This window comes from Serratia sp. H1w, assembly GCF_000633355.1.
Classification (GTDB): Bacteria; Pseudomonadota; Gammaproteobacteria; order Enterobacterales; family Enterobacteriaceae; genus Chania.
In genome coordinates this window covers 105,888-130,259 of the sequence record NZ_AYMQ01000056.1, presented here as the reverse complement: position 1 = coordinate 130,259, position 24,372 = coordinate 105,888, and the positions used below count along the sequence as shown (strand labels likewise).

Sequence of the window (24,372 nt, the reverse complement as noted above, 5' to 3'; positions counted from 1 at the left end):
CACGCTATGAGCATTAACGTATTCTGGTTTTTACCTACTCACGGAGATGGCCACTATCTGGGAAGCTCAGAGGGGGCACGCGCAGTCGATTACGGTTACCTTCAGCAGATCGCCCAGGCCGCTGACCGGCTTGGCTTCGGCGGCGTGCTGATCCCAACGGGGCGCTCTTGCGAGGACTCTTGGCTGGTTGCCGCGTCATTAATTCCGGTCACCCAGCGGTTGAAATTCCTGGTGGCTCTGCGCCCTGGCATCATCTCCCCGACGCTGGCAGCCAGACAGGCCGCCACGCTGGATCGACTTTCCAATGGCCGCGCCCTGTTCAATCTGGTGACCGGTGGCGATCCGGAAGAACTGGCAGCGGAAGGATTACATCTTAATCATACCGAGCGTTATGAAGCCTCTGCCGAGTTTACTCACGTGTGGCGCAAAGTGTTGGAAGGGGAAACCGTCGATTTCGCCGGTAAGCATATTCAGGTGAAAGGCGCCAAACTGTTGTTCCCGCCAGTGCAACAACCCCGCCCACCGCTGTATTTTGGCGGCTCCTCCGAGGCGGCTCAGGATTTGGCGGCCGAGCAGGTCGAATTGTATCTGACCTGGGGAGAACCCCCTGCTCAGGTGAAAGAGAAAATAGAAGAGGTGCGAGCCAAAGCGGCAGCCCTGGGCCGTAAAGTCCGCTTCGGTATCCGCCTGCATGTCATCGTGCGTGAAACCACCGAAGAAGCCTGGCGGGCAGCCGACCGTTTGATCGCCAATCTGGATGAGCAAACCATTGCCGATGCCCAAAAAGCCTTCGCCCGCTTCGACTCTGTAGGCCAGCAGCGTATGGCAGCCCTGCACGGTGGCAAGAAAGACCATCTGGAAATCAGCCCTAACCTGTGGGCTGGCGTCGGGCTAGTGCGTGGCGGCGCAGGTACGGCCTTGGTGGGCGATGGCCCAACCGTTGCGCAACGCATCCAGGAATACGCCGATCTGGGCATCGATACCTTTATCCTTTCCGGCTACCCACATCTGGAAGAGGCTTATCGCGTCGGTGAACTGCTGTTTCCGCATCTCGATCTGGCTACCAGCGAACTCCCGGCCCAACTGCGTGCGATCAAGCCTCAGGGCGAGGTGGTCGCCAATATCTATGTTCCACAAAAAGTATCACAAAGCTGAGGAGCACGAGGATGGCGATCGGGGCACAACAAATTCTGCACCGCCTGGCCCCCTGGGCTTTGCCGGTAGCGCTGGTGATTGGCTGGCAGACCGCCGTTGAGGCTGGCTGGTTATCTAACCGTATCTTGCCAGCGCCGAGCGCCGTGGTGGCCGCCTTTTGGGCGTTGACCAAGAGCGGCGAACTATGGCAACACCTGACCATCAGCAGTTGGCGGGCGCTGATTGGCTTCAGTATTGGCGGCAGCATTGGCCTGGTGCTGGGGTTTATTACCGGCCTGTCCCGTTGGGGGGAGCGTCTGCTCGACAGCTCGGTGCAGATGATCCGTAACGTGCCACATCTGGCGCTGATCCCGCTGGTGATCCTGTGGTTCGGCATCGACGAGTCCGCCAAAATCTTCCTGGTGGCGCTGGGTACGCTGTTCCCGATCTACCTGAATACCTATCACGGCATCAAGAATATCGATCGTGGCCTGCTGGAAATGGCGCGCAGCTACGGCCTGGGCGGCTTTCGTCTGTTTACGCAGGTGGTGTTGCCCGGTGCATTACCTTCGATCATGGTCGGCGTGCGTTTTGCCCTCGGTTTTATGTGGCTGACGCTGATCGTCGCCGAAACCATCTCCGCCAACTCGGGTATCGGTTATCTGGCGATGAACGCCCGTGAATTCCTGCAAACCGACGTGGTGGTTGTCGCCATTATTTTGTATGCCCTGCTCGGCAAACTGGCCGATGCCAGCGCACAGTTGCTCGAACGCGTCTGGCTACGTTGGCATCCGGCCTATCAACTGAAATCAGGAGAAGCATAATGACGACGCCAACTCGCATTCCACAAGGCACCCCCATCACACTGGAAGCCATCAGCAAAGGTTATGGCAGCCGCACCGTGTTGGACAATCTGCATCTACGCATCACCGCAGGCCAGTTTGTAGCCGTGGTTGGCCGCAGCGGTTGTGGCAAAAGCACCCTGCTACGTTTGCTTGCCGGGTTGGAAACGGCCAACAGCGGAACACTGCTCAGCGGTAATGCGCTACTCAGCCAAGCCAAAGACGATACGCGGCTGATGTTTCAGGATGCCCGCTTGTTGCCCTGGAAAAAAGTGATCGACAACGTGGGGCTTGGGCTGCGCGGTAACTGGCGTGAGGATGCATTGCAAGCGCTAGCCACCGTCGGGCTGGCCGATCGCGCCAATGAATGGCCAGCCGCCCTGTCTGGCGGGCAGAAACAGCGGGTTGCACTGGCTCGCGCATTGATCCACCGCCCAAGACTATTGCTGTTGGATGAACCATTGGGGGCACTGGATGCGTTAACCCGTATCGAAATGCAGGGACTGATCGAAACGCTTTGGCAACAGCATGGTTTCACCGTACTGCTGGTGACTCACGACGTCAGCGAGGCGATCGCGCTGGCCGATCGGGTGCTGTTAATCGAAGAGGGACGTATCGGACTGGATCTGACCATTGATTTGCCACGGCCACGCCGCAAAGGTTCGGCAAAACTGGCTGAGCTGGAAGCAGAAGTGCTGACAAGAGTGTTGTCGCCACCGCAGGCCGCTGAGACATCCCGGCGGGTGGCGAATTAATCAGGGGACGGCAAATGCCGTCCCGCTAAATAGTTTACGCGTCTAATGCCTTGGTGATCTTCTCAAACAGATCGCCAGACAGGTTCTCCAACCCTTTCAACTGCTCCAGCGCCTTACGCATCAACGCCTGACGAGAAGCATCGTAACGCTTCAGGCGGATCAGCGGTTCAATCAAACGCGCAGCAACCTGTGGGTTACGCTTGTTCAGATCGCTGAGGATCTCCACCAGGAACTGATAGCCGCTGCCGTCAGCCGCATGGAACGCCGCCGGGTTGGCCGAGGCGAAGCCACCAATCAGCGAGCGGGTACGGTTTGGATTACTCAGGCTGAATGAGCGGTGTTGCAGCAACGAACGCACCTTGCTGAGCACGTCTGCCGCCGGGCTGGTGGCCTGGAGAATGAACCATTTGTCCATCACCAGACCATCCTGATGCCAGCGTTCATCGAACTCGGCCATCAAGGCATCGCGACAAGGCAGTTGTGCCCCCATCGCCGCAGCCAATGCAGCCAGCGAATCGGTCATGTTGTCGGCCTGCTGGAACTGTTGCACCACCAGCTTGTCGGCCAGCTCTGCATCGCCGAAAGCCAGATAATGCAGGCAGGTATTACGCAGCGCACGCTTGGCGATATCACCGTGTTCAACCCGGTAACCTTCCGTTTTATTGGCGTGATACACCGCCAGCCACTCATCGGCCAACTCTTTGGCCAGACAACGGGTGATCGCTTCGTGTACCGCAGAGATCGCTTCCGGATCGATGGTGGTGAACAACTCGGCAATTTCATTTTCCGACGGCAGCGTGAGGATCTGCGCCGCTAAAGCAGGATCCAACTGCTCATCCAGCAGCACCGCACGGAAGGCATCTGCCACATGCAGCGGCAGCGATAGTGGCTGCTTCTGCTGATACTTGGCGACGTTCAGTTTGATGTAAATGGCCAGCAGACTCTGCGCGGCATCCCAGCGAGCAAACTCATTGCGTGCATGCTGCATCAGGAAGGTCAGTTGCTGATCGCTGTACGGGTAATCCAGCTTGACCGGCGCAGAGAACTCACGCAGCAGTGAAGGAACTGGCTTATGGGCGACACCATCAAAAACAAAGGTCTGCTCGGCGGCAGTGACGTTCAATACGTTATTGACCGGTGAGCCATCTTTCTGCAAAGGAATTACGTTGCCTTCGCTGTCGTAAAGCTCTATATCCAGCGGAATATGCAACGGCAGCTTTTCTGGCTGATCGGCCGTCGGTGCGGTTTTCTGGCTAACGTGCAAACGATACTGCTGATGCTCGGCGCTATAGTCATCACGCACCGTCAGCAACGGCGTACCAGACTGGCTGTACCAACGACGGAACAGCGACAGATCGACGTTGGAAGCATCTTCCATCGCCTGCACAAAATCATCGCAGGTGGCCGCACTGCCGTCGTGACGTTCGAAATAGAGCTGCATCCCCGCCTGGAACTGTTGTTCCCCCAGCAGCGTGTGCAACATGCGGATCACTTCGGAACCCTTCTCATACACCGTCAAGGTATAGAAGTTGTTCATCTCGATCACTTTGTCCGGCCGGATGGCGTGTGCCATCGGGCTGGCGTCTTCGGCAAACTGCGCACCACGCATCACCCGCACATTATCAATACGGTTGACCGAACGGGAACCCAGGTCTGAGCTGAACTCCTGATCGCGGAACACCGTCAGCCCTTCTTTCAGGCTGAGCTGGAACCAGTCGCGGCAGGTGACACGGTTACCGGTCCAGTTATGGAAATATTCGTGGCCGATCACCGCTTCAATATTCAGGTAATCCTTGTCCGTGGCAGTTTCCGCTTTGGCCAACACGTACTTGGAGTTAAAGATATTTAACCCTTTGTTCTCCATCGCCCCCATGTTGAAGAAATCCACGGCGACGATCATGTAGATATCCAGATCGTATTCCAGGCCAAAGCGGGTCTCGTCCCACTTCATTGAGTTTTTCAACGAGGTCATGGCCCAATCGGCGCGATCCAGATTGCCACGATCGACAAACAGCTCTAACGCCACTTTGCGGCCAGAACGGGTGGTAAAGCTATCACGCAGGACGTCGAAATCCCCCGCTACCAGCGCAAACAGATAGCTCGGTTTCGGGAACGGATCCTGCCATTGTACCCAGTGACGCCCATCCTCCAGATCCCCTTCAGCCACCCGGTTACCGTTCGACAGCAGGAACGGATAGCGCGCTTTGTCAGCGACGATGCGGGTAGTGAAGCGAGCCAGTACGTCTGGGCGATCCAGATAGAAAGTAATATGGCGGAAGCCTTCGGCTTCACATTGGGTGCACAGCGCTTCGCCAGACAGGTACAGCCCTTCCAGCGCGCTATTTTTGGCCGGATGGATGTCGTTAACGATCGTCAGGGTAAACTGAGCCGGTAGCTGTTCAATCACCAGTTGGTTTTCCTGCTGGTGATAAGCGCTCCACGGCTGACCATCCACCTGAATACTCACCAGCGTCAGGTCTTCGCCATTCAGCGTTAGCGAAGCATCGGCAGCACCCTGCCGTTTGATCTGGCTGACGGCAGTCACGCGCGTGGTGTCTGCATCCAGTTCGAAATTCAGGTCGATATCGGTGATGGTATAATCCGGGGCGCGATAATCGTGGCGATACTTCGCCTGTGGCAGTTGTGTCATAAAAACCCTTTGACGTCTCAGTGAGTTACAGGTTCCGGGCTCGGAGCATACCGCAGTAAAGGAAGGCGCGGCACCTCAAGGGCCCGATTGTGAATAAACTGTATCACAGCTATAAAAAAAACCCAGAGATGGCAGCAAGTCACACCATAAAATCACACATCAGGCGCAGACATGCGCTGCGGTTAACGCTGCCGTTGCCAGCATGGCGCTTTGCTGAACGTCAGACTCAGCATTTTATGCTTAATTGAGCGCGGACCCAGCCTGCTCGACAGCATGATTCCTGAGGAAAACCCACAGAGCCGATGATATAATTGCGCTAGAGCCAGTAGGAGAAACGGATTAGCATGAAAGTAAAATACCTGATCTATTTCTTCACCTTTGCCATCATGCTTTCCTTTGCCGTTTTTATTGCCAATGGGCTGTTCAAGGCGCAGGCCAGCTATGCGCAAAGTCTGGAAAATCTGTATAAGGTCGGTCGGACCAAGGAGATCGCCGAAGCCTTTCAGGCCACGCTGCTGGCTCACCGGCTAAAAAGATTGGGGCTGGTTGATAAATCCGTCACCGAGGCCGAATGGCAAAGCGCCGACCAACAGGCGCGGGATAAAATTGCGCAGGTAAAATCCCATATCAACAATGGTCTCGCCCAGCAGTTGGGTATTCGGCAAAAGATTGCGATCCTGTCCATGATCGACTGGATGGAGAGGCTGCTGGATAACGATTCGCTCCAGGTTTCCCAAGTGAATGGCACCAGCAGCAACCTGTTCAATATCAACAGCGCCTATTATATCGTTCAGACCACCAAAGCCTTCTACCGCTACACCTACGATACCCGGTTGATCAATGCCGACTCCTTCCTGTTTTTGGAGGCTATTCGCCTCAATAACCGGCTGAATATGTCGCTGACCGAGCTGATCGATCAGATTATCGACGTCAACCTCAACAGTGAGGAACGCAAGGATTCTTACCTGAAAGCCATCCAGTTGACAGGGGTGCTCAACCCGCTCGGCACCCGCTTGGCCTTTTTGAAACTGGCCTATAACGACCCGCAGATCTCCGAGCTGGTCGAAGAAATGTTACGTAGCATCTCCAGTGAGCGGATCAGCGGCATTTCAGACGGGTTATATCAGGCCATTAACCACAATAGCGTCTATAACATCAATTTGATCGCGGGCTACATTGAAGAGATGGATCGGCTGTCCCAACGGCTTTACGAGCGCAGCTTTGAGCTGGAGATGGCCGCCTCCCAGGCCAAAATGTATGACAGCCAGACGGCCATCTACGGCATGATCTCTCTGAGTGGGCTGATTGCCCTGTTTATCCTGTTACCTTCCATGATCTTCTGTTCCAACATCACCCGCTGGCTGACCAAAACGCATAAAAATATTCTCCGCCTGTCAAAAGGCGATATGGATATTGATGAAAATGAACCGTTTTATAGTAAAGAGCTGATCGCCATCAGCGATGCCATCACCCAACTCAAACACTACAATCAGGTCAAGATTGCACTGGAAAATGAAAAGCAGCAGTTGATCAAAGAGCTGGAGGTCTCGTCGTTCTTCGACCCGCTGACCAACATTTATAACCGCCGTAAATTTTTCCTCGAGTGCGAGATGCTTGCGCAGAGTAGCTACCCGCAGGCGTTCTGCCTGATCGATATCGATAACTTCAAGCGTCTCAACGATACCTATGGCCACGATATCGGCGATCGGGTGCTGGTGATGTTCGCCCAGTCGCTCACTGACACCTTCCGTTCCAGCGATATCTTTTGCCGCTACGGCGGCGAGGAATTTGCCCTGCTGCTCGGCCACTGTTCACTGGATAATGCCCGCAGCATGATGGAAGCACTGCGTGAGCAAACCCAACAGATGTGCCTGGAGTTGCTCAACGGGAAACGGGTGCGCTTTACCATCAGCTGTGGCATTGCCGCCGTGAGCAGTCAGGCAGAGCTGCACCCTGCCATCAAGCAGGCCGACGAAGCACTGTATTTTTGTAAAAAGAGCGGCCGTAACCGGGTCAGCATCTATACGCCAACCGGCTTTATCTGAAACTGTGTTTAAAATAATTAACCTCATAATTTTTATGAGTAAATAGACTAAGTTGTTCAGTTTATTGGATTATCTGGCATTTCCCGCCTGACATCGCGCCTCTGACACCATAAAGGCACGTTTAATCCTCGACCCCTTCCGGCCATTTGTGGTGTGATGTGGCTTCAATAACAGGATAATCCGGGTATACTCCCCTCACTTTTATGATTATCCGGATTTGGACACGCGCCTGACGAGGATGCTGTAACGCGATATGACTCTATACGCTTCCCCGATTTTGACTTCACTGCTCGATACTGATGCCTACAAGCTTCATATGCAGCAAGCAGTGTTCCATCGCTACCCCGCAATTACCGTTGCGGCGGAGTTCCGTTGCCGTGGCGACGAACTGCTGGGCGAATACGCCGACGAGATCCGCGCGCAGGTTGCCATGATGAGCGAGTTGGCGCTGACCGAAGCCGAATACCGCTATCTCTCCAGCCTGCCTTTCTTCCATCAGGATTACCTGAGCTGGCTGCGCGAGTTCCGTTACGATCCGCAGCAGGTCACCATTGTCAATGACAGTGGCAAACTGCATATCCGCATCGCTGGCCCTTGGCGCGAAGTGATTATGTGGGAAGTGCCGTTGTTGGCGGTGATCAGTGAAGTGGTGCATCGCCATCGTTCGCCGCAGGCTACACCAGAGATGGCCATTCGCCAGTTGCGCCAGAACCTGGCGCAGTTCAAGCAACTGAGCGGGGATATTGATATCTCACGCTTCAAGCTGATGGACTTCGGCAGCCGCCGCCGCTTCTCGCGCGATGTGCAACAGGCCATCGTCAGCACGTTGCAAGACGAATTCCCGTATCTGGTCGGCACCAGTAACTACGATCTGGCACATCGGCTGGATCTGACCCCGGTAGGTACCCAGGCTCATGAATGGTTCCAGGCTCATCAACAGATTAGCCCGGTGCTGGCCAACAGCCAGCGCGCCGCCTTGCAAGCCTGGCTGGATGAATACCCCGATCAGCTCGGCATTGCGCTGACCGACTGCATCACCATGGATGCGTTCCTGCGTGATTTCGGCCAGCAGTTTGCCCAACGTTATCAAGGCCTGCGCCACGATTCTGGCGATCCGATCGAATGGGGTGAAAAAGCTATTGCCCATTACCAGCAATTGGGTATCGATCCCATGAGCAAGACGCTGGTGTTTTCAGACAATCTGGATCTGGACAAGGCGCTGGCGCTGTATCGCCACTTTGATCGGCGCATCAACCTGGTCTTTGGCATCGGCACACGCCTGACCTGCAATATCCCCGGCGTCAAGCCGTTGAATATTGTGATCAAGCTGGTCGAATGCAAAGGCAAGCCGGTTGCCAAACTGTCCGATAGCCCAGGCAAAACCATCTGCCAGGATCCCGCGTTTGTTAAGGCGTTGCGCAAAGCCTTCGATCTGCCACTGGTCAAGAAAGCCAGTTAAGGTCCCCCTCACCCCAACCCTCTCCCACTGGGAGAGGGAGCCCGTTCAGCGTCGTTGGCTGCTAATGTGACGCTACGTAGTGGCGCTTCATGCTGCGCCCGTGTTAAAGCCAGATGCGGGAGCCAAATTGTAGCTAGATCGGTCCCCTAACGCTCATCTCTTCCTTTATATAGCGACTCTTTTTACCTCACCGCAATAAATGTTGTCCCATTCTGATGATTTCTGCTTGTGCTCTGCAACGCGGCAAGTAACATAGCAATATCCCCAAATTCTTGGGTTGTTAGCCTATTTCTGAATCAAAACTTATAAGAGAGAAATCTATGAGCGTAGTGCCTGTAGTCGACGTACTGCAAGGTCGTGCTGCGGTTGACAGTGAAGTCACCGTGCGCGGTTGGGTACGTACCCGGAGAGATTCTAAAGCTGGTATCTCCTTCCTCGCCGTTTATGACGGCTCCTGCTTTAATCCGTTACAGGCCGTTGTTAATGATTCTCTGTCGAATTATCAGGACGAAGTGTTACGCCTGACGACCGGTTGTTCGATTGAAGTCACCGGGACCGTGGTGCCATCACCGGGTGAAGGCCAGAGTTTCGAACTGCAAGCCACGGCAATCAAAGTCGTGGGTTGGGTTGACGATCCGGATACCTATCCAATGGCGGCCAAACGCCACAGCATCGAATACCTGCGTGAAGTCGCTCACCTGCGCCCGCGCACCAACCTGATTGGCGCGGTTGCCCGCGTGCGTCACACTTTGGCACAGGCGATCCACCGCTACTTCCATGAGAACGGTTATTTCTGGGTTTCCACCCCGCTGATCACCGCATCAGATACCGAAGGTGCCGGTGAAATGTTCCGCGTTTCTACGCTGGATATGGAAAACCTGCCACGCACCGATAAAGGTGCCGTCGATTTCAGCCAGGATTTCTTCGGTAAAGAAGCCTTCCTGACGGTTTCCGGCCAGTTGAACGGCGAAACCTACGCCTGTGCGCTGTCAAAAGTGTATACCTTTGGCCCAACCTTCCGTGCCGAAAACTCGAACACCAGCCGTCACCTGGCGGAATTCTGGATGATCGAACCGGAAGTGGCCTTTGCCACCCTGGACGACGTTGCCGGGCTGGCCGAGAGCATGCTGAAGTATGTCTTCCAGGCGGTTCTGGATGAACGTGCCGACGATCTGCAATTCTTCGCCGAGCGGGTAGATAAAGACGCCATCGACCGTCTGAAGCGCTTTGTCTCTTCTGATTTCGCCCAGGTGGATTACACCGAAGCCGTTGAGATCCTGATCGCTTCCGGTCAGACCTTCGAGAACCCGGTTTCCTGGGGTATCGATCTGTCGTCTGAACACGAGCGCTTTCTGGCCGAGCAACACTTCAAGGCTCCGGTAGTCGTGAAAAACTACCCGAAAGACATCAAAGCCTTCTATATGCGCATGAACGAAGATGGCAAAACCGTCGCGGCGATGGATGTGTTAGCGCCGGGCATCGGTGAAATCATCGGTGGTTCACAGCGTGAAGAGCGTCTCGATGTGTTGGATCAACGTCTGGCAGAGATGGGCCTCAATAAGGAAGATTATTGGTGGTATCGCGATCTGCGCCGCTATGGCACCGTGCCACATTCTGGTTTTGGCTTAGGTTTTGAGCGTTTAATCGCCTATGTGACCGGAGTACAAAACGTCCGTGACGTGATCCCATTCCCAAGAACACCACGTAACGCCAGTTTCTAAGCATCAAAGTAAACATAATTTAAACCTGTTTTTTACATAATCAAGGCCAGCTTAGCTGGCCTTTCGCATTTTTGAATATTGACCTGCATCACAAAGTTCCCTAAAATACACAAAATGTTACACATCGTTGCTTTCTGAAACCAGATTGCGACATTGGTAGCATTTTCGTTCTAGATAAACCTGCCCGTGAATGGAACACTGCGTGCAGACACAGGACGACACCAATCTATCAACAATAGTTCCAAAAGAATTATTGGCGGCAGTGGCAAGGTGTCCGAATAAAACCAATGAGGGTAATAATGATGATGAAGCGCAACATTCTTGCAGTAGTGATCCCAGCTCTGTTAGCAGCTGGTGCAGCCAACGCAGCTGAGATCTACAACAAAGACGGTAACAAACTGGATCTGTACGGTAAAGTTGACGGCCTGCACTACTTCTCTAACGACAAAGGCAACGATGGCGACCAGTCATACGTGCGTTTTGGCTTCAAAGGTGAAACCCAGATTACTGACCAACTGACCGGTTACGGCCAGTGGGAATACAACGTGCAAGCTAACCACGCCGAGTCACAAGGTACCGAAGGTACTAAAACTCGTCTGGGCTTCGCAGGTCTGAAATTTGCTGACTACGGTTCATTCGACTACGGCCGTAACTACGGCGTTGTGTATGACGTTGAAGGCTGGACAGACATGCTGCCAGAATTCGGTGGCGATACTTACACCACTACCGACAACTTCATGACTGGCCGTGCTAACGGCGTTGCTACTTACCGTAACAACAACTTCTTCGGTCTGGTTGATGGCTGGAACTTCGCTCTGCAATACCAAGGCAAGAACGAAAACGATGACCGTGACATCAAGAAACAAAACGGTGACGGCGTTGGTGTTTCTACCACCTATGCAATTCTGGACAGTGGCGTCAGCTTAGGTGCGGCTTATTCTTCATCTAACCGTACTATTGACCAGAAAGACAACAGCACTGCTGGCGGTAACGTAGCTGATGCATGGACCGTGGGTGCTAAATACGATGCGAACAACGTCTACCTGGCTACCATGTATGCAGAAACCCGCAACATGACTCCATACGGTAGCGCATCTAAAGCACCTAACGGTATCGCTAACAAAACTCAGAACTTCGAAGTGGTAGCTCAGTACCAGTTCGATTTCGGTCTGCGTCCATCTATCGCTTACCTGCAGTCTAAGGGTAAGGATTTGGCTGGCCCTAACGGCACCGATAACGACCTGGTTAAATATGTTGATGTTGGCGCAACCTACTACTTCAACAAAAACATGTCTACCTACGTTGACTACAAAATCAACCTGCTGGACGACAACGACTTCACTCGTGCTAACGGCATCGCTACTGACAACATCGTAGCTACCGGTCTGGTTTACCAGTTCTAAGTTGTTGCACTTGATGACGGTTCGCCGTCAGCTAAGTTAAAAAAACAGGGCTTCGGCCCTGTTTTTGTTTTTAGCGCTTCCCACCATTTTTTATTCTGCCAATCCGCCCTTCCCCGTCATTTTTTGTGCTGAATCTGCCGCCATCACAAGATCGAGGTGTTTTTCTCGCAAACGGTTGGCAAAGGCGATAACTGGCGTTACCCTGATGTTTCTGTCTGCTTAACTCTAGGCCATGGAAGCATCTGACATGTTTGAAAAAATCACCGCTGCACCAGCCGATCCAATTCTGGGTCTGACCGACATTTTCCGCGCGGACAAGCGTGAGAATAAAATCAACTTAGGCATTGGCGTCTATAAAGACGAAACCGGCAAAACCCCGGTGCTGACCAGCGTTAAGAAAGCTGAACAGTATCTGCTGGAAAATGAGACCACCAAAAACTACCTGGGCATTGAAGGTATTCCTGAATTTGCCAGCTGCACGCAAGAACTGCTGTTCGGCAAACAGAGCCCGATCATCACTGACAAACGTGCCCGCACGGCGCAAACCCCTGGTGGTACCGGTGCCCTGCGTGTCGCGGCCGATTTTATTGCCAACCAGACCAGCGCCAAGCGTATCTGGGTGAGCAACCCAAGCTGGCCGAACCATAAGAACGTGTTTGGTGCCGTTGGCCTGGAAGTGTTGGAATACAACTATTACGACGCGGCCAACCATGCACTGGACTTCGATGGTCTGCTCACCAGCCTAAGCCAGGCTCAGGCCGGCGACGTGGTGCTGTTCCACGGCTGCTGCCATAACCCGACCGGCATCGATCCAACCGAAGCCCAATGGGCTCAACTGGCTGAACTGTCCGTTGCCAAGGGCTGGTTGCCGCTGTTCGACTTCGCCTACCAGGGCTTTGCCAAGGGCCTGGAAGAAGATGCACAGGGTCTGCGCATCTTTGCGGCCAAACATCAGGAACTGATTGTTGCCAGCTCCTACTCGAAGAACTTTGGCCTGTATAACGAACGTGTGGGTGCCTGCACCGTGGTGGCTGCCGATGCAGAAACCGCCGATCGTGCCTTCAGCCAGGTGAAAGCCGCAATCCGTGCCAACTACTCGAACCCACCTTCACACGGTGCGGCAGTCGTTGCCACCATCCTGGGTAACCCAGCGCTGCGCGCCATTTGGGAACAAGAGCTGACCGATATGCGCCAGCGTATTCACCGCATGCGTCAGCTGTTCGTCAATACCCTGCAAGAGAAAGGGGCAGAACAGGACTTCAGCTTTATCATCAACCAGAACGGCATGTTCTCCTTCAGCGGCCTGACCAAAGAGCAGGTGCTGCGCCTCCGTGATGAATTTGGCGTGTATGCCGTTAACTCCGGCCGCGTTAACGTCGCCGGGATGACGCCGGACAATATGGCGCCGCTGTGCGAAGCCATCGTTGCCGTGCTGTAAGCGGATTTAGCATTGAAAAGGGGCGCATTAGCGCCCCTTTGTTATTTTGACAGCCAAACTCCGTTACCAGATAGCCGGTTCTTCGCGCAGGAAGGGATTGGTTTGACGTTCTTGGCCAAAGGTAGACATCGGGCCATGTCCTGGAATAAACGCCATGTCGTCGCCCTGAGGCAGCAATTTGTTGCGGATCGAAGCGATCAGCGCCTGATGGTCACCACGTGGGAAATCACTGCGACCAACGCCACCGTTAAACAATACATCGCCCACTAACGCCAGGCGTGACTGTTCGTTGATAAAAACAATATGGCCAGGCGTATGACCAGGGCAATGCAGCACGTTCAGCAACATCTCGCCCACCTGCACTTTATCCCCCTCTTCCAACCACTGGGTCGGTGTGAGAGCGGCGCACTCATCAAGGCCAAACATACGGCTCTGCGCTGGCAAGCCTTCAAGCCAGAAGGCGTCTTCTTTATCCGGCCCATAGATGGGCACCTGATAATACTCGGCCATTTCTGCCGCTGCACCTACATGATCAAGATGGCCGTGCGTCAACAGGACCTGGCTGACCTGCACGCCCTTTTCGGCAACGGCAGCCTTTATTTTTTCCGGGTCACCACCAGGATCGACCAGTGCCGCCTGTTTGGTCACGTCACACCAGATAAGCGTACAGTTCTGGCTGAACGCCGTTACGGGGATAATATGGTATTTCATAAAACTCCAACGACAACGGCACCGCGTCCAAAGGACGGGTGCCATTCACCGATCATGATGCACAATGATTACCAGGTCCGCACCGGGCCGGTATCGATGTGCACAAAGTTACTACGTGGATAATAGCCTACCCCGCCAGCACGCATTTTTAACGCGGCCTTGCGGATATTGCTCAGTTGGATCCCTTCGATATGGAAATCCATCGCCTGGCCTTTGGTGTGGTAGCTCTGTTTGGCCACGCCACGGCTGTGCTCACGCATTTCGGTATTGGTCGCCATAGAGCGGTAGCCGGAAATCAGTTGTACCGGTTTACTGGTACCCAGCATCACCTTTAGGCGATAGAGATGGTCAAACAGAGCCGGGTCGATGCTCTTGACCTTGTTGGCCCGATAGTCACGGAAGATATGGTTCAAGCGCGCCAATTCTTCTTTATTGTAACCTTTTCCGTTGAAGAACTCGGCCTTGATGGATTCGCCGGTATTGAGGTTGTTCAACAATAGAATACGTGGACGAGAGGTAGAAATACTGGCCAACGCCTGCCCTGGGAGCAGCGCGATACCCACGGCGGCGCTACCTAACGCCAGCCATTTACGGCGATGATGATCAATTTTGTCCATGACTTAAACCCGGCAAGAATGTCAAAATATATGCACAAAACTGCGCACTGCCCGAACCATAACCGCCAGCGTATGCGGAGTCAACCCGCGATACGCCGTGGTTTACCAGCACTCACAAAAAGAGTGCTGGTAACTAGCCAGACATTCAGACCGTTATTTATCTAGAATTACTGCATTTATTGCATCAATTTTTCGGCCTGAGCCAAAATTTGTGCACCGGATCTCACTGTCGCATCATAATTGTAAATATCTGTGCGGAACTGCGGTTTGCCGTCTTCCGAAATCCAGGCGGTCAGGTAATACAGCTGAACCGGAATACGCTGACGGATGTTCACGTACGTCGTGTTACCGCCTTTCAGTGTGGAAGAGACACGCGTGTTATTCCAACCAGCATCCTGCAACAGCATATTGGCCAGATCGGAGGCCTTGTTGACGCGTACGCAGCCAGAGCTTAACGCGCGGATATCTTTCTGGAACAGGCCATGGTTCGGCGTGTCGTGCAGGTAGATGGCATCCGAGCTTGGCATGTTAAACTTGAAGCGCCCCAATGAGTTGGTGGCCCCTGGAGCCTGCTGGATACGGTAAGGGAAATTACGCGGTGAAACCACCGCCCAGTCAATCATGGCCGGATCGATAGCTTCTGCATCATTGCTCCAGCCAGAGAACACCCGGTAGCCGTGTTTCTGGAAATAGCTGGCATCACGCATTGCCTTGGGCACGATATCTTCACGGATCAGTTTGGTCGGCACATTCCATGGCGGGTTGACCACCACGTTATTCAGCGCGCTGCTCATCAGCGGTGTTTTGCGGCTTGGGCGGCCAACAATCACTCGCGAAGACAATACTTCGTTACCATTGAGATAATAGGTGAGCGAGTAGTTAGGGATGTTGACCATAATGCCGGTATCCACATGCCCTGGCAGAATGCGCAGGCGCTGGATGTTCAACGCCAGCAGTGAAGCCCGCGTTTGTGGCGAAACGTTCAGCCATTCACGCGTCCGGGTACCGATGACGCCATCAGGCGTCAGCCCTTGCCAGGTCTGGAAGCGTTTCACCCCTTCCACCAGATCATCCGTGTAACGATTATCCGTTACCGAAACCGGGCTGGCAGGTTGTACCTGTGCGGTCGCCTCTGGAGATGGAGCAAGATCTTTGATTGGTGCCGCTGCCGGGCTGACGACGCTCCCTGCGGTATCGCGGGTCTTCTCTTCATCCACCGAGAGATCGTCATCCGCTGCCGGGGTCGCGGCACTTGCATTGGTCACTTCAGGCTCTGGTGAAGCGCTCTTCGCCGGGCTGGCGCTTAGCATACCGGTACGTGCCAGAATATCACGCAGCGCGGGAATATCGTCGCTGAGTTGCCCAGGGCGCAGGCTTGCCCCATTGGCCATTTGCGGCCACGGACGACCATCGGCCAGCATCTCACGCAGTGCCTGATGCATTTTGGCGTACTGAGGATGTTGCGGAGCCAACGAGTTGACATAAGCCAGCGTTTTTCCCTGATGCATCGAGAGCTGCCACTGGTTAATCACCGTATTCGCTGGCACGCTCAGCTTGTAAGGAATATTGCTGTACAGCCAGTTATTGCCGTTGGCCCCGATCGAGGACACAAACTGCAAATAACCCAGCATGGCATCCGACAGCACAATATCACGCGCCATATCGGTGATAGCCGGATCGGTCAGCAGTTTTACCCACTGGGTAAATTGTGGTTGTACACCAGAAATCGCCAGCTCGGCCAGTTGCTGCTGAAATTGCAGCACCGCTTCCCGATCCTGCCACATAGGCTGCATCTGGTTGGCGGCATACAGCGGTGCCAAGGTAGAGAGATAATACGGCACTACGCTTTTCGGCAACGCCGCAAGCAGTTCGGCACGACTTTGTGCCACGGACATCCCCGATGATGATGACACCACCGGCAACGCCGGTACAGTTGCCCATGCGGAAAACGACACGGCAAAACCACACGCGATTGCGCAACTCAATGCCAGACGTCGTACTGAGTTTCCATTTTTAAGCAACATCCCTTGCCCCCTGTAGGCTCACAAAAATACCGCACAGACTATTATTAGTTTCAGTATACAAACAGAACGGCGCTTTTGCTCTGAGCACCGTAAATAACTCCGTCATCCCGGCATACCACCGGAAAAAAAACAGGCCTATCATCCTCGTAGCGCAAAAAAATAGCCACCAAAAGGTGGCTATTTTCAGATTTATAGGGCGTTTTTTTAGCTTTGCGACGTTTCTGTCGCTACTGCGCCCAAAGCCGGTTGTTCACTGGCAAATCCGCGCAGGCCCACCACGTGCACATGCTCGTGATTCTGGAACACCTTACGCACCAGTTTATAGGTAGTGCCTTTTTCCGGGCTGATGTTTTCTGGCGCGGCGATAATCAGCTGCATCTCCAGACGATCGCACAGCTCAAACAGCGTGGCGATGGATTTGGCATCCAGGCGCGCGGCTTCATCAAGGAACAGCAAACGGCAAGGCGAAATATCTTTACCCCGCAGGCGGCGTGATTCCTCTTCCCAGCTCTGTACCACCATGACCAGAATCGACATGCCTGTACCGATCGCTTCCCCGGTGGACAGCGCACCACTTTCTGCACGTAGCCAACCGTCGGAACCACGGAAAACTTCCACTTCCAGCTCCAGGTAGTTACGGTAATCAAGCAGCTCTTCACCGATGGTTTGCGGCGTGCGCTGGCCCATGTCGATCTGCGGATTCAGACGCTGATACAGTTTGGCCAAGGCCTCCGAGAAGGTCAGGCGGTTGCTGTTGAACAGATCCTGGTGCTGTTCCTGCTGTTCGGAGAGCACGTCCAGCAAGGTGGCATGCGCTTCGCGTACGTTGACGTTCAACCGCACACTCTTCACCTGGCCGAAGGACACCGCTTGCAACCCCTGGTTGAGCATCCGGATACGGTTCTGCTCGCGCTGGATGGTCTTGCGGATAATGTTCGCCACGCTCTTCGAACTGATCGCCAGTTTTTGCTCACGCGCGGTCAACTCTTCGGTCAGACGACCCAGTTCGATCTCCATCTGTTCGATGGCTTCAACCGGATCGTCGGTACGGATAATATCCTGACGGATACGCTCGCGCAGATGCTGATAAACCGCGATGAAGAACTGGATCTTGCGCTCAGGCCGTTTGGGATCTTCCGACAGGCGCAGTACGTCGCGCAGATGTTCGTTATCCGCCACCGCCAGACGCAGCGCACCCAACGCCTTATCCGACATTGAACGCAGCTCGTCACCGTCCATATAGGCCAGTTCACGACGGTGCAGACGGCGTTCAACTCCGTTGTCTTTCACCATACGCATCACGGCACACCAGCCCGCTTTGGCGGTCACCACCTGCTCACGCAGTTGGTAATAATCACGCTCCAGCTTGCGCAGTCTCTTTTGCAGGCTGTCCATTTCCGCTTCGCAGAAGGTCAGTTGCTTCTCCAACTGATTACGGCGATTACGGTTATTACTCAACGACGCATGTAATTCATCCCGACGCTGGCGCGCACGGGCTTCGGCATTGGCATCGGCCTGCACGCCAATGTCCACCAGCTCCTGGCTCAGCTCTTTAAGCATGTCGCGCTTGGCGTCATAAGAGCTTTTCAGCGAGGCCAACACCTGGCTGTATTGCGTAAACTGCGCCTGGTACTGGCGCAATTGCTCACGCGCGCGAGTACGTTCGGCCTCTGCATGTTCCAAGCGCTGACGCAGCTTATCGTTGAGATCGTTATCAGCATTCTGCATACCGGCAGAATCGGTATAGCTGAAGTGCGCGCGGCGCTGCACCACTTCCGTCAGGGCAAAGGCCTGCTGCTTGGCCTGGCGCTGGGTAGCCTGAGCCTGTACATAGTCCTGTTGCAACTGTTCGTGCTGTTCCGGATCGCTTTGCAGTACCGGCAACACTGGCTCCAGCTTGGCTAAAGCAACACCGTGCTGTTGGATATAACGCGCAGCATCCTGCGCTTCTTCCATTTCCTCGCGGATCTCTTCGACACGATCCTGCAAGGTTTCATCATTTAACAGTGACACCAGCGGTATCAGGCGGTTGAGCGCGGAAATGCCCTCTTTGGCCTGCTCATATTGCTGGCGCTGCTGCTGGTTCTGCGCTTCGTGGTTATTGAGCGCACGCTCGATTTCACCACGGCGACTGTTCAGAGCACGGATATCCGCTTCGGGATCGGCGTCAAACGCCACGGCAAGGTGAGAACCGATAAAGCGGCTGAACGCCTGGTGAGAACGCTGGGTTTTCTGTACGTCAAATGACAAGGTGGCATAGCGTTCGGCCAACGAATCACGCTCTGCGTACAGCACTTCCAAACGATTTTCGCGGGCAGCACGGCCAAACAACGGCACTTCCGGATAACGAGAGTAACGCCACTGGCGATCGGCGATTTTCACCACCACCGCTTTGTCTTGCTCTTCAACGGCAAACACGCTGTCATCGAACGACTGCGGATCCCCTTCGATCAGGTAGAGATCTTCCGGACAGTCTTCCAGACCTTGCAGTTGATCACGCACCAGCGATAGATCCGGCACCACAATGGCGTGGCGCGACGGGCCGTACAGCGCCGAGAAGTACGGGGCGTCGTCAATTGTGACATCGTCATAGATTTCCGACAGCAGCACGCCGCCAAAGCGCTCGGCCAACGTCACCAGACGCTGATCTTCAGCCCCACTCGGCTGGCTGAGGCGTTCGACCTGCGCTTCTATTTCACGCTTGCGGCTGGCCACTTCATCACGCTCAACGGTGGTTTCGCGTTCGCGCTCCAGCAGTTGCTGCATGTATTCGGTAACTTGCTGGCTATCTTCGAAGGCCTCACCGCTTTGCTCGCTGAGCTGAGTCAGTGAATCCTGCGCGGCCAGCCAAATCGGTGCCCTGGCGGTCAGCTCTTTGATGCGTTGTTGGATTTGCTCCAGCTCTTGGCGCATTTCCATCCGGCGCTCACCGGCATCGCTGACGCTTTGCGACAGCGACTCTAAACGTTCTTCCAGCTCTTGCTGCAAGGCATCCAGCTCATCCGGTTGATAGCTCTGCCCATGGCGTTTACAGAATTCCTGCAACAGACGTTCGGCATCCTGCTGCGAGCGCAGACGCTGTTCCAACTCGCTTAAACGCATCCGCAACGGCTGTACACGCTCCGCCTGATGCTGCTGCGAAGGCCAGTCACGCAACAGTTCACGCGCAGTCTGCCAGGCTTCACTGCGGCTGACTTCACCTGCAATTTTGCCCACCAGCTGATAAGCCTGTTCGAACTGGCTGTGTGCCGCGTCCGCCACACTGAGTTTCTGCTCCAGTTGCAACAGGGACTCGGTCGCTTCCTGCTCACGCGCCTGGAATGTATCCAGCCACTCTTCGGCATTTTCGGCGGTGAGATCCGGCACCTGGCACAGCGCACGAGCACGCTCAAGAGCCTGCAGTGCCTGCTGATATTGAATGGCACGGGTTTGCTGCACGTCCAGCGCCTGCTGGTAATCGGCGAGCTGGCTTTTCAGCTCATCAACTTCCAGCTCCGCCGCTTCGGCACGCGCTTCGTTTTCGGCCTGCTGTTCACCTGCTTCTGCGACGACTTCGTTCTGTTCTTCCAGACGGTAGGTCAGCTCTTCCAGATCGCCTTCATAACGCTCGATCTTTTCCTGCTGGCGCATCGCCGTCTGTACCAGATTCAAGTGGTCGCTAGCGGCTTGATAATCGGTTTCCAGATCGGATTCGGCACCACTTTGCTCATGCAGTTCACGCGACATTTCGACATGGCGGAACTGCTCGGCAGCCAGCTGTTTACGGCTGCTCAGCAACTCGTTGCGCAAGACCAACGCCCCATCGAGATGGATACGCCGTTCATTGGCGTGGCGCATGTAGTCAGCAGCCACATAGGAGGTCGCTTCGGAGATCAGATGTTTGAACAGATCGCGATCCGACTGGGTGACGCGGATCGCTTCCAGCGTCATGCGGTTCTCGCGCAGTGCGGCTTCCATATCCTGGAACGCTTTACGCACACCGCCGTTTTCCGGCAGCAGGTAATCACGCAGCGAGCGCGTGATGGCACTGGAAATCCCGCCGTACAGCGAGGCTTCGATCAGGCGATAGAACTTGCTGCGGTCGGCAGAAGTACGCAGGCGCTTAGGCAGCACCCCCAGATCAAACATCAGGGCGTGATAATCGGTGATGGAGTTGAACTGCTTGAACTGCACCCCTTCCATCTCTTCAACACGTTCTTTCAGCTCCTGCAACGACAGGACACGGGCCTGACGTTCGCCCACGGTCTGGGTCAGCAGCTCGGTCGGTTGTACCGCCGTTGGCAGCCCCTGAATGGTGAAGGGTTTGATATCAACCTTGCGATCGCGCCCCGCTACCTGTTGTAGACGAACCCCCACCACCACACGCTGGTGGCGCGAGTTGACCACGTCCAACGTGGAGTAGCAGACACCGGCGCGCAATTTACCGTGCAGGCCTTTGTCGCGTGAGCCGCTGGTGGCACCGGCTTCGGTGGTGTTACGAAAGTGCAGCAACGTCAGATCCGGGATCAGCGCCGTGACGAAAGCCGCCATGGTGGTGGACTTACCCGCCCCGTTACCGCCCGAAAGCGTGGTGACCAACTCATCCAGATCAAAGGTGCGGGCAAAGAAACCGTTCCAGTTAACCAGCGTCAATGAGCGAAATTTACCGCGTTCAATCATTCCTGTTCATCCTCTGCACTGTCCGGGGTGGTCTCTGCCTGCGCATCTTCCGCATCGCTCTCATCGTTCAGTGACAGGCTGTTTTCAACCGGCATGGCCTCACCGTCGCGGATCATCCGCAACTGGGCTTCACGCGGATCGTCACCGCTGCGCACATCGGCACCGAAGCGGAATACCGCCTCGGTAATACGGAATTTGCTGTTGTCAGTGCCCATGAAATACACCATGCCCAAGCGGCGCAGGCGATTGAGCGAAGAGCGCACTTTTTCGTGCAGCTTCTGACGATCGAGATCCGAACCGGTGGAGCGCTGGTTGACGAACTTCAGCAGCTTGTTCTCATCCGCCAGGCTCAGCAGCTCATCGTACAGCTCCTGCTGGCTGAAGATCCCTTCATGCGCCAGGCGTTCCGGGCTCAGGTAGAGATAGCACAGGATCTTGCCGACCATCATGTCCAGCTCGGAAAGCACCGAACGTGGAATCAGCGTGGTGGAGCGCGGGCGCAAATAGAAGAACCCTTCCGGCGCCCGGATCAGCTCGACGCTGTAACGGGTATAAAACTCTTCCAGCTCGTCTTGAAAATCCATGAGGAATGCGTGGTTGTCCAACTCATCGATACCGATGTGACGACCTGCGCGCAATTGGCTATCTAATGCCGGAAACAGCGTGTTAGACAATGCCTTGGCCAGCTTGACTGGCATTACTTGTTCAATATTTGTCGATGACATGGGCCTGTACCTTGGCTCCGTAATCATTGATTGCCTGCCACTGCGCGGACAACCCTGAAAAATCAGCTTCAGCCACACCAAGGCGCACTGCCTGGTCGACCACTATGCGGGCAACGTCAAAGTGACGTACTCGCGGATATTGCGCCAGATAATCGCGCATTACCTCTCCTAAATTGAGCGGTATTTTTTGTTCTTGATACACCTTCAGTGCCTGTTCGATCATCGCGGCCAGCTGTTCGCGAATTTCGCTGAACTCTTCATATTCCAGATCTGACGGCAACTCCCCGGTGACCTCTTCACTGCGCAACGCCAACTCTTCGTCACGCATATCGAGCAGACGATCGGCGCTGGCATGGGTCAATGTCCAAGGATTATCGAAGTAGTTTTGTACCGATTGGCGCAGGCGCTGGGCGAACACGCGGTTTTTATCCATATCGATCGCGGTACGGATAAACTTGTGCACGTGGCGGTCATAGCCGATCCACAGGTCAATCGCCTGTTGGCCCCAACTGATGATGCGATCCAGCTTGCTTTGCAAATCAAACACCAGCTTGTCGACAAAGCCCAGCTCCATCTCTCCCAGCGTGGCGTCCTGAATACGCAGCAGGTTGGCCTGGAGTTTATCACCTGCGGCCTCCAGCGTATCCTGTAGTTCACGCAGGGTGCCGGAGGTTTCCGACAGCAGCATCTCACAGCTGGAGATCGCCGCACGCCAATCCTGGTTGAGCAGCGCCGCGATATCGGTTTTCACGCTCTGCTGCTGTTCATCCATCAGGCGCTGGGTCAGGTCGATACTGTCGAAGATCTCCGCCACCGAATATTTCAGTGGGGCAAAGACGTTACGGTGCCAATGGAAATCATCGCCACCCTCTTCGGCAGCGTCTGCGGCACGCTTCAGCTCCTCCGCCACGATCGACAACTGCATGGAAAGACGCAGGGTCGAAAACTCACGCTGGCGGATATAGTAATCGGTAATACCAATGCCCAGCGGCGTCAGACGATAGATGGCATTGCCATCCGCCAACTCGCTGGTAAAGCGGTTCAACAGGCGCTGGCGCACCATGTCGTTAATCGCATTGTTGGCGCGGATCGCCACCGTTTCATGCGTCTGTTCAAACCCTTTGCTGACATGGCGAAATGCATCAACCAGCTCACCTTCGCTCATCTCGCCGTCCAGCCGCTCACCATTTAACGTGGCGATAGCCAGCAAAAACGCAAGACGCTCAGTGGGGAGCGAAATAGAGAAATCATTTTTCCGTGCCCAGGCGACCAGTTCGGGTACTGTCTGGGAAAATTCACTCATAGTTCGTCCTTCAGGTTCGGTTTATGCGCCATGACGTGAATATAGCGCCCCAAACTCACGTACGGCTCTTGCCGACAATAGTGCTGTTCAAGCGCCAGCAGTTCTTCAAATTTTTGTGTCTGCAACTGCCTGCTTTGCAGATAATCATGGAAAACCCTCACGCCGGTTTTCCCTGAAATCTGCATGCCCATCTGCTCCAGCCAGCCGTAGACCAGCGGTGGGCTGTGTGGATACTGCGGCGACAGCGAGCGCTTGCGACGCCGTCTGACCTCGGGATCCACCAGTTGGAAATTCCCCAACACCACGTTACGCATCAACAGACCGTTGGCATTAAAGAACATCAATGATAGCGCGCCGCCGGGCACCAGGCAGTCAAACAACGCCTGTAATGCCACCTGCGGTTCGGCGATCCACTCCAACACGGCATGGAACAATATCAGATCAACCGGCTGTGCCAAATGCTGACCGATCTCTTGTGCCGAACTTTGTATGAATTGCATGTTGTGGCTCACACCTTTCTGCTCGGCAAGCAACGCGGCGCGTTGGATCATCTCACCAGAAAGATCGCACAACAAGACCTGATGTCCTAATTCTGCCAGTTGGCAGGCCATATGGCCTTCGCCCCCACCGGCATCCAGAATGCGCAGTGGCCGCTGCGGCAACTGGGCCAGCAGCGTGGTCAGATCCTGCCAGACCACCGCCTGACGGATTTTTCCCTTGGTGGTGCCGTAAATATTACGCGCAAACTTCTCGGCAATATCGTCAAAATTGCGATCCTGCATGGACTACGGCTCCGCTGATTAAATCTTGGCCTGCGGCAAAACGCCTGCCCATTCAAACCTGCTATTTTGGCACAGACTGGCTTAGAATAAATCTTCTTGCAGCA

At 54.7% G+C, this 24,372-nt stretch carries 16 protein-coding genes; 8 read left to right on the top strand and 8 right to left on the bottom strand.

Annotated features, from left to right (window positions below; all coding sequences use genetic code 11):
* Positions 1-6 precede the first annotated feature (6 nt).
* The 3 genes from ssuD to ssuB are packed head-to-tail and all read left to right on the top strand — an operon-like array spanning position 7 to position 2,731.
* Entirely contained in the window at positions 7-1,155 is a 1,149-nt protein-coding gene (gene ssuD / locus U869_RS0113950) for an FMNH2-dependent alkanesulfonate monooxygenase (RefSeq protein ID WP_025119412.1), read from the top strand.
* Between the two features lie 11 nt (positions 1,156-1,166).
* On the top strand, positions 1,167-1,958 hold the full coding sequence (gene ssuC, locus U869_RS0113945) for an aliphatic sulfonate ABC transporter permease SsuC (protein ID WP_025119411.1): 792 nt from the start codon (positions 1,167-1,169) through the stop codon (positions 1,956-1,958).
* Positions 1,958-2,731, top strand: coding sequence for an aliphatic sulfonates ABC transporter ATP-binding protein (gene ssuB, locus U869_RS0113940; protein WP_025119410.1), 774 nt, complete (start codon positions 1,958-1,960; stop codon positions 2,729-2,731). Before ssuC ends, ssuB begins: the two co-directional genes overlap by 1 nt.
* A gap of 34 nt (positions 2,732-2,765) precedes the next feature.
* On the opposite strand, the gene pepN is transcribed toward ssuB, so the two are convergent.
* Positions 2,766-5,381 (bottom strand): aminopeptidase N, encoded by a 2,616-nt coding sequence (pepN, locus tag U869_RS0113935; RefSeq protein WP_025119409.1) that lies wholly within the window; start codon positions 5,379-5,381, stop codon positions 2,766-2,768.
* A gap of 344 nt (positions 5,382-5,725) precedes the next feature.
* Between pepN and U869_RS0113930 the strand changes: the two genes are divergently transcribed.
* The 5 genes from U869_RS0113930 (at position 5,726) to U869_RS0113910 (ending at position 13,447) form a co-directional block, all read left to right on the top strand.
* The gene (locus U869_RS0113930) at positions 5,726-7,426 is read left to right on the top strand and encodes a GGDEF domain-containing protein (protein ID WP_025119408.1); all 1,701 of its coding nucleotides are present in this window, start codon (positions 5,726-5,728) and stop codon (positions 7,424-7,426) included.
* Positions 7,427-7,679: 253 nt separating this feature from the next.
* A complete protein-coding gene (gene pncB / locus U869_RS0113925; protein WP_025119407.1) occupies positions 7,680-8,885 on the top strand; it encodes a nicotinate phosphoribosyltransferase in 1,206 nt (401 codons plus the stop codon).
* 320 nt (positions 8,886-9,205) lie between these two features.
* Complete coding sequence (gene asnS / locus U869_RS0113920) at positions 9,206-10,606, top strand: asparagine--tRNA ligase (protein ID WP_025119406.1); 1,401 nt, start codon at positions 9,206-9,208, stop codon at positions 10,604-10,606.
* Positions 10,607-10,908: 302 nt separating this feature from the next.
* Positions 10,909-12,009, top strand: coding sequence for a porin OmpC (gene ompC, locus U869_RS0113915; RefSeq protein WP_025119405.1), 1,101 nt, complete (start codon positions 10,909-10,911; stop codon positions 12,007-12,009).
* 247 nt (positions 12,010-12,256) lie between these two features.
* Positions 12,257-13,447 carry an amino acid aminotransferase gene (locus U869_RS0113910; RefSeq protein WP_025119404.1) on the top strand — a complete coding sequence of 397 codons (1,191 nt, stop codon included), beginning with the start codon at positions 12,257-12,259 and terminating at the stop codon, positions 13,445-13,447.
* Positions 13,448-13,510: 63 nt separating this feature from the next.
* On the opposite strand, the gene U869_RS0113905 is transcribed toward U869_RS0113910, so the two are convergent.
* From U869_RS0113905 to cmoM, 7 genes are all read right to left on the bottom strand, one after another.
* On the bottom strand, positions 13,511-14,158 hold the full coding sequence (locus U869_RS0113905) for an MBL fold metallo-hydrolase (RefSeq protein ID WP_025119403.1): 648 nt from the start codon (positions 14,156-14,158) through the stop codon (positions 13,511-13,513).
* A 68-nt stretch (positions 14,159-14,226) separates the two neighbouring features.
* Entirely contained in the window at positions 14,227-14,775 is a 549-nt protein-coding gene (locus U869_RS0113900) for a YcbK family protein (RefSeq protein WP_025119402.1), read from the bottom strand.
* A 176-nt stretch (positions 14,776-14,951) separates the two neighbouring features.
* Positions 14,952-16,799 (bottom strand): L,D-transpeptidase, encoded by a 1,848-nt coding sequence (gene ldtD / locus U869_RS0113895; protein ID WP_025119401.1) that lies wholly within the window; start codon positions 16,797-16,799, stop codon positions 14,952-14,954.
* 204 nt (positions 16,800-17,003) lie between these two features.
* Complete coding sequence (mukB, locus tag U869_RS0113890) at positions 17,004-21,458, bottom strand: chromosome partition protein MukB (RefSeq protein WP_025119400.1); 4,455 nt, start codon at positions 21,456-21,458, stop codon at positions 17,004-17,006.
* Entirely contained in the window at positions 21,455-22,183 is a 729-nt protein-coding gene (mukE, locus tag U869_RS0113885) for a chromosome partition protein MukE (protein WP_025119399.1), read from the bottom strand. Before mukE ends, mukB begins: the two co-directional genes overlap by 4 nt.
* Entirely contained in the window at positions 22,164-23,486 is a 1,323-nt protein-coding gene (gene mukF, locus U869_RS0113880; RefSeq protein WP_025119398.1) for a chromosome partition protein MukF, read from the bottom strand. The genes mukE and mukF overlap by 20 nt, the downstream gene beginning before the upstream one ends.
* Complete coding sequence (cmoM, locus tag U869_RS0113875) at positions 23,483-24,268, bottom strand: tRNA uridine 5-oxyacetic acid(34) methyltransferase CmoM (protein WP_025119397.1); 786 nt, start codon at positions 24,266-24,268, stop codon at positions 23,483-23,485. The genes mukF and cmoM overlap by 4 nt, the downstream gene beginning before the upstream one ends.
* Positions 24,269-24,372 lie beyond the last annotated feature (104 nt).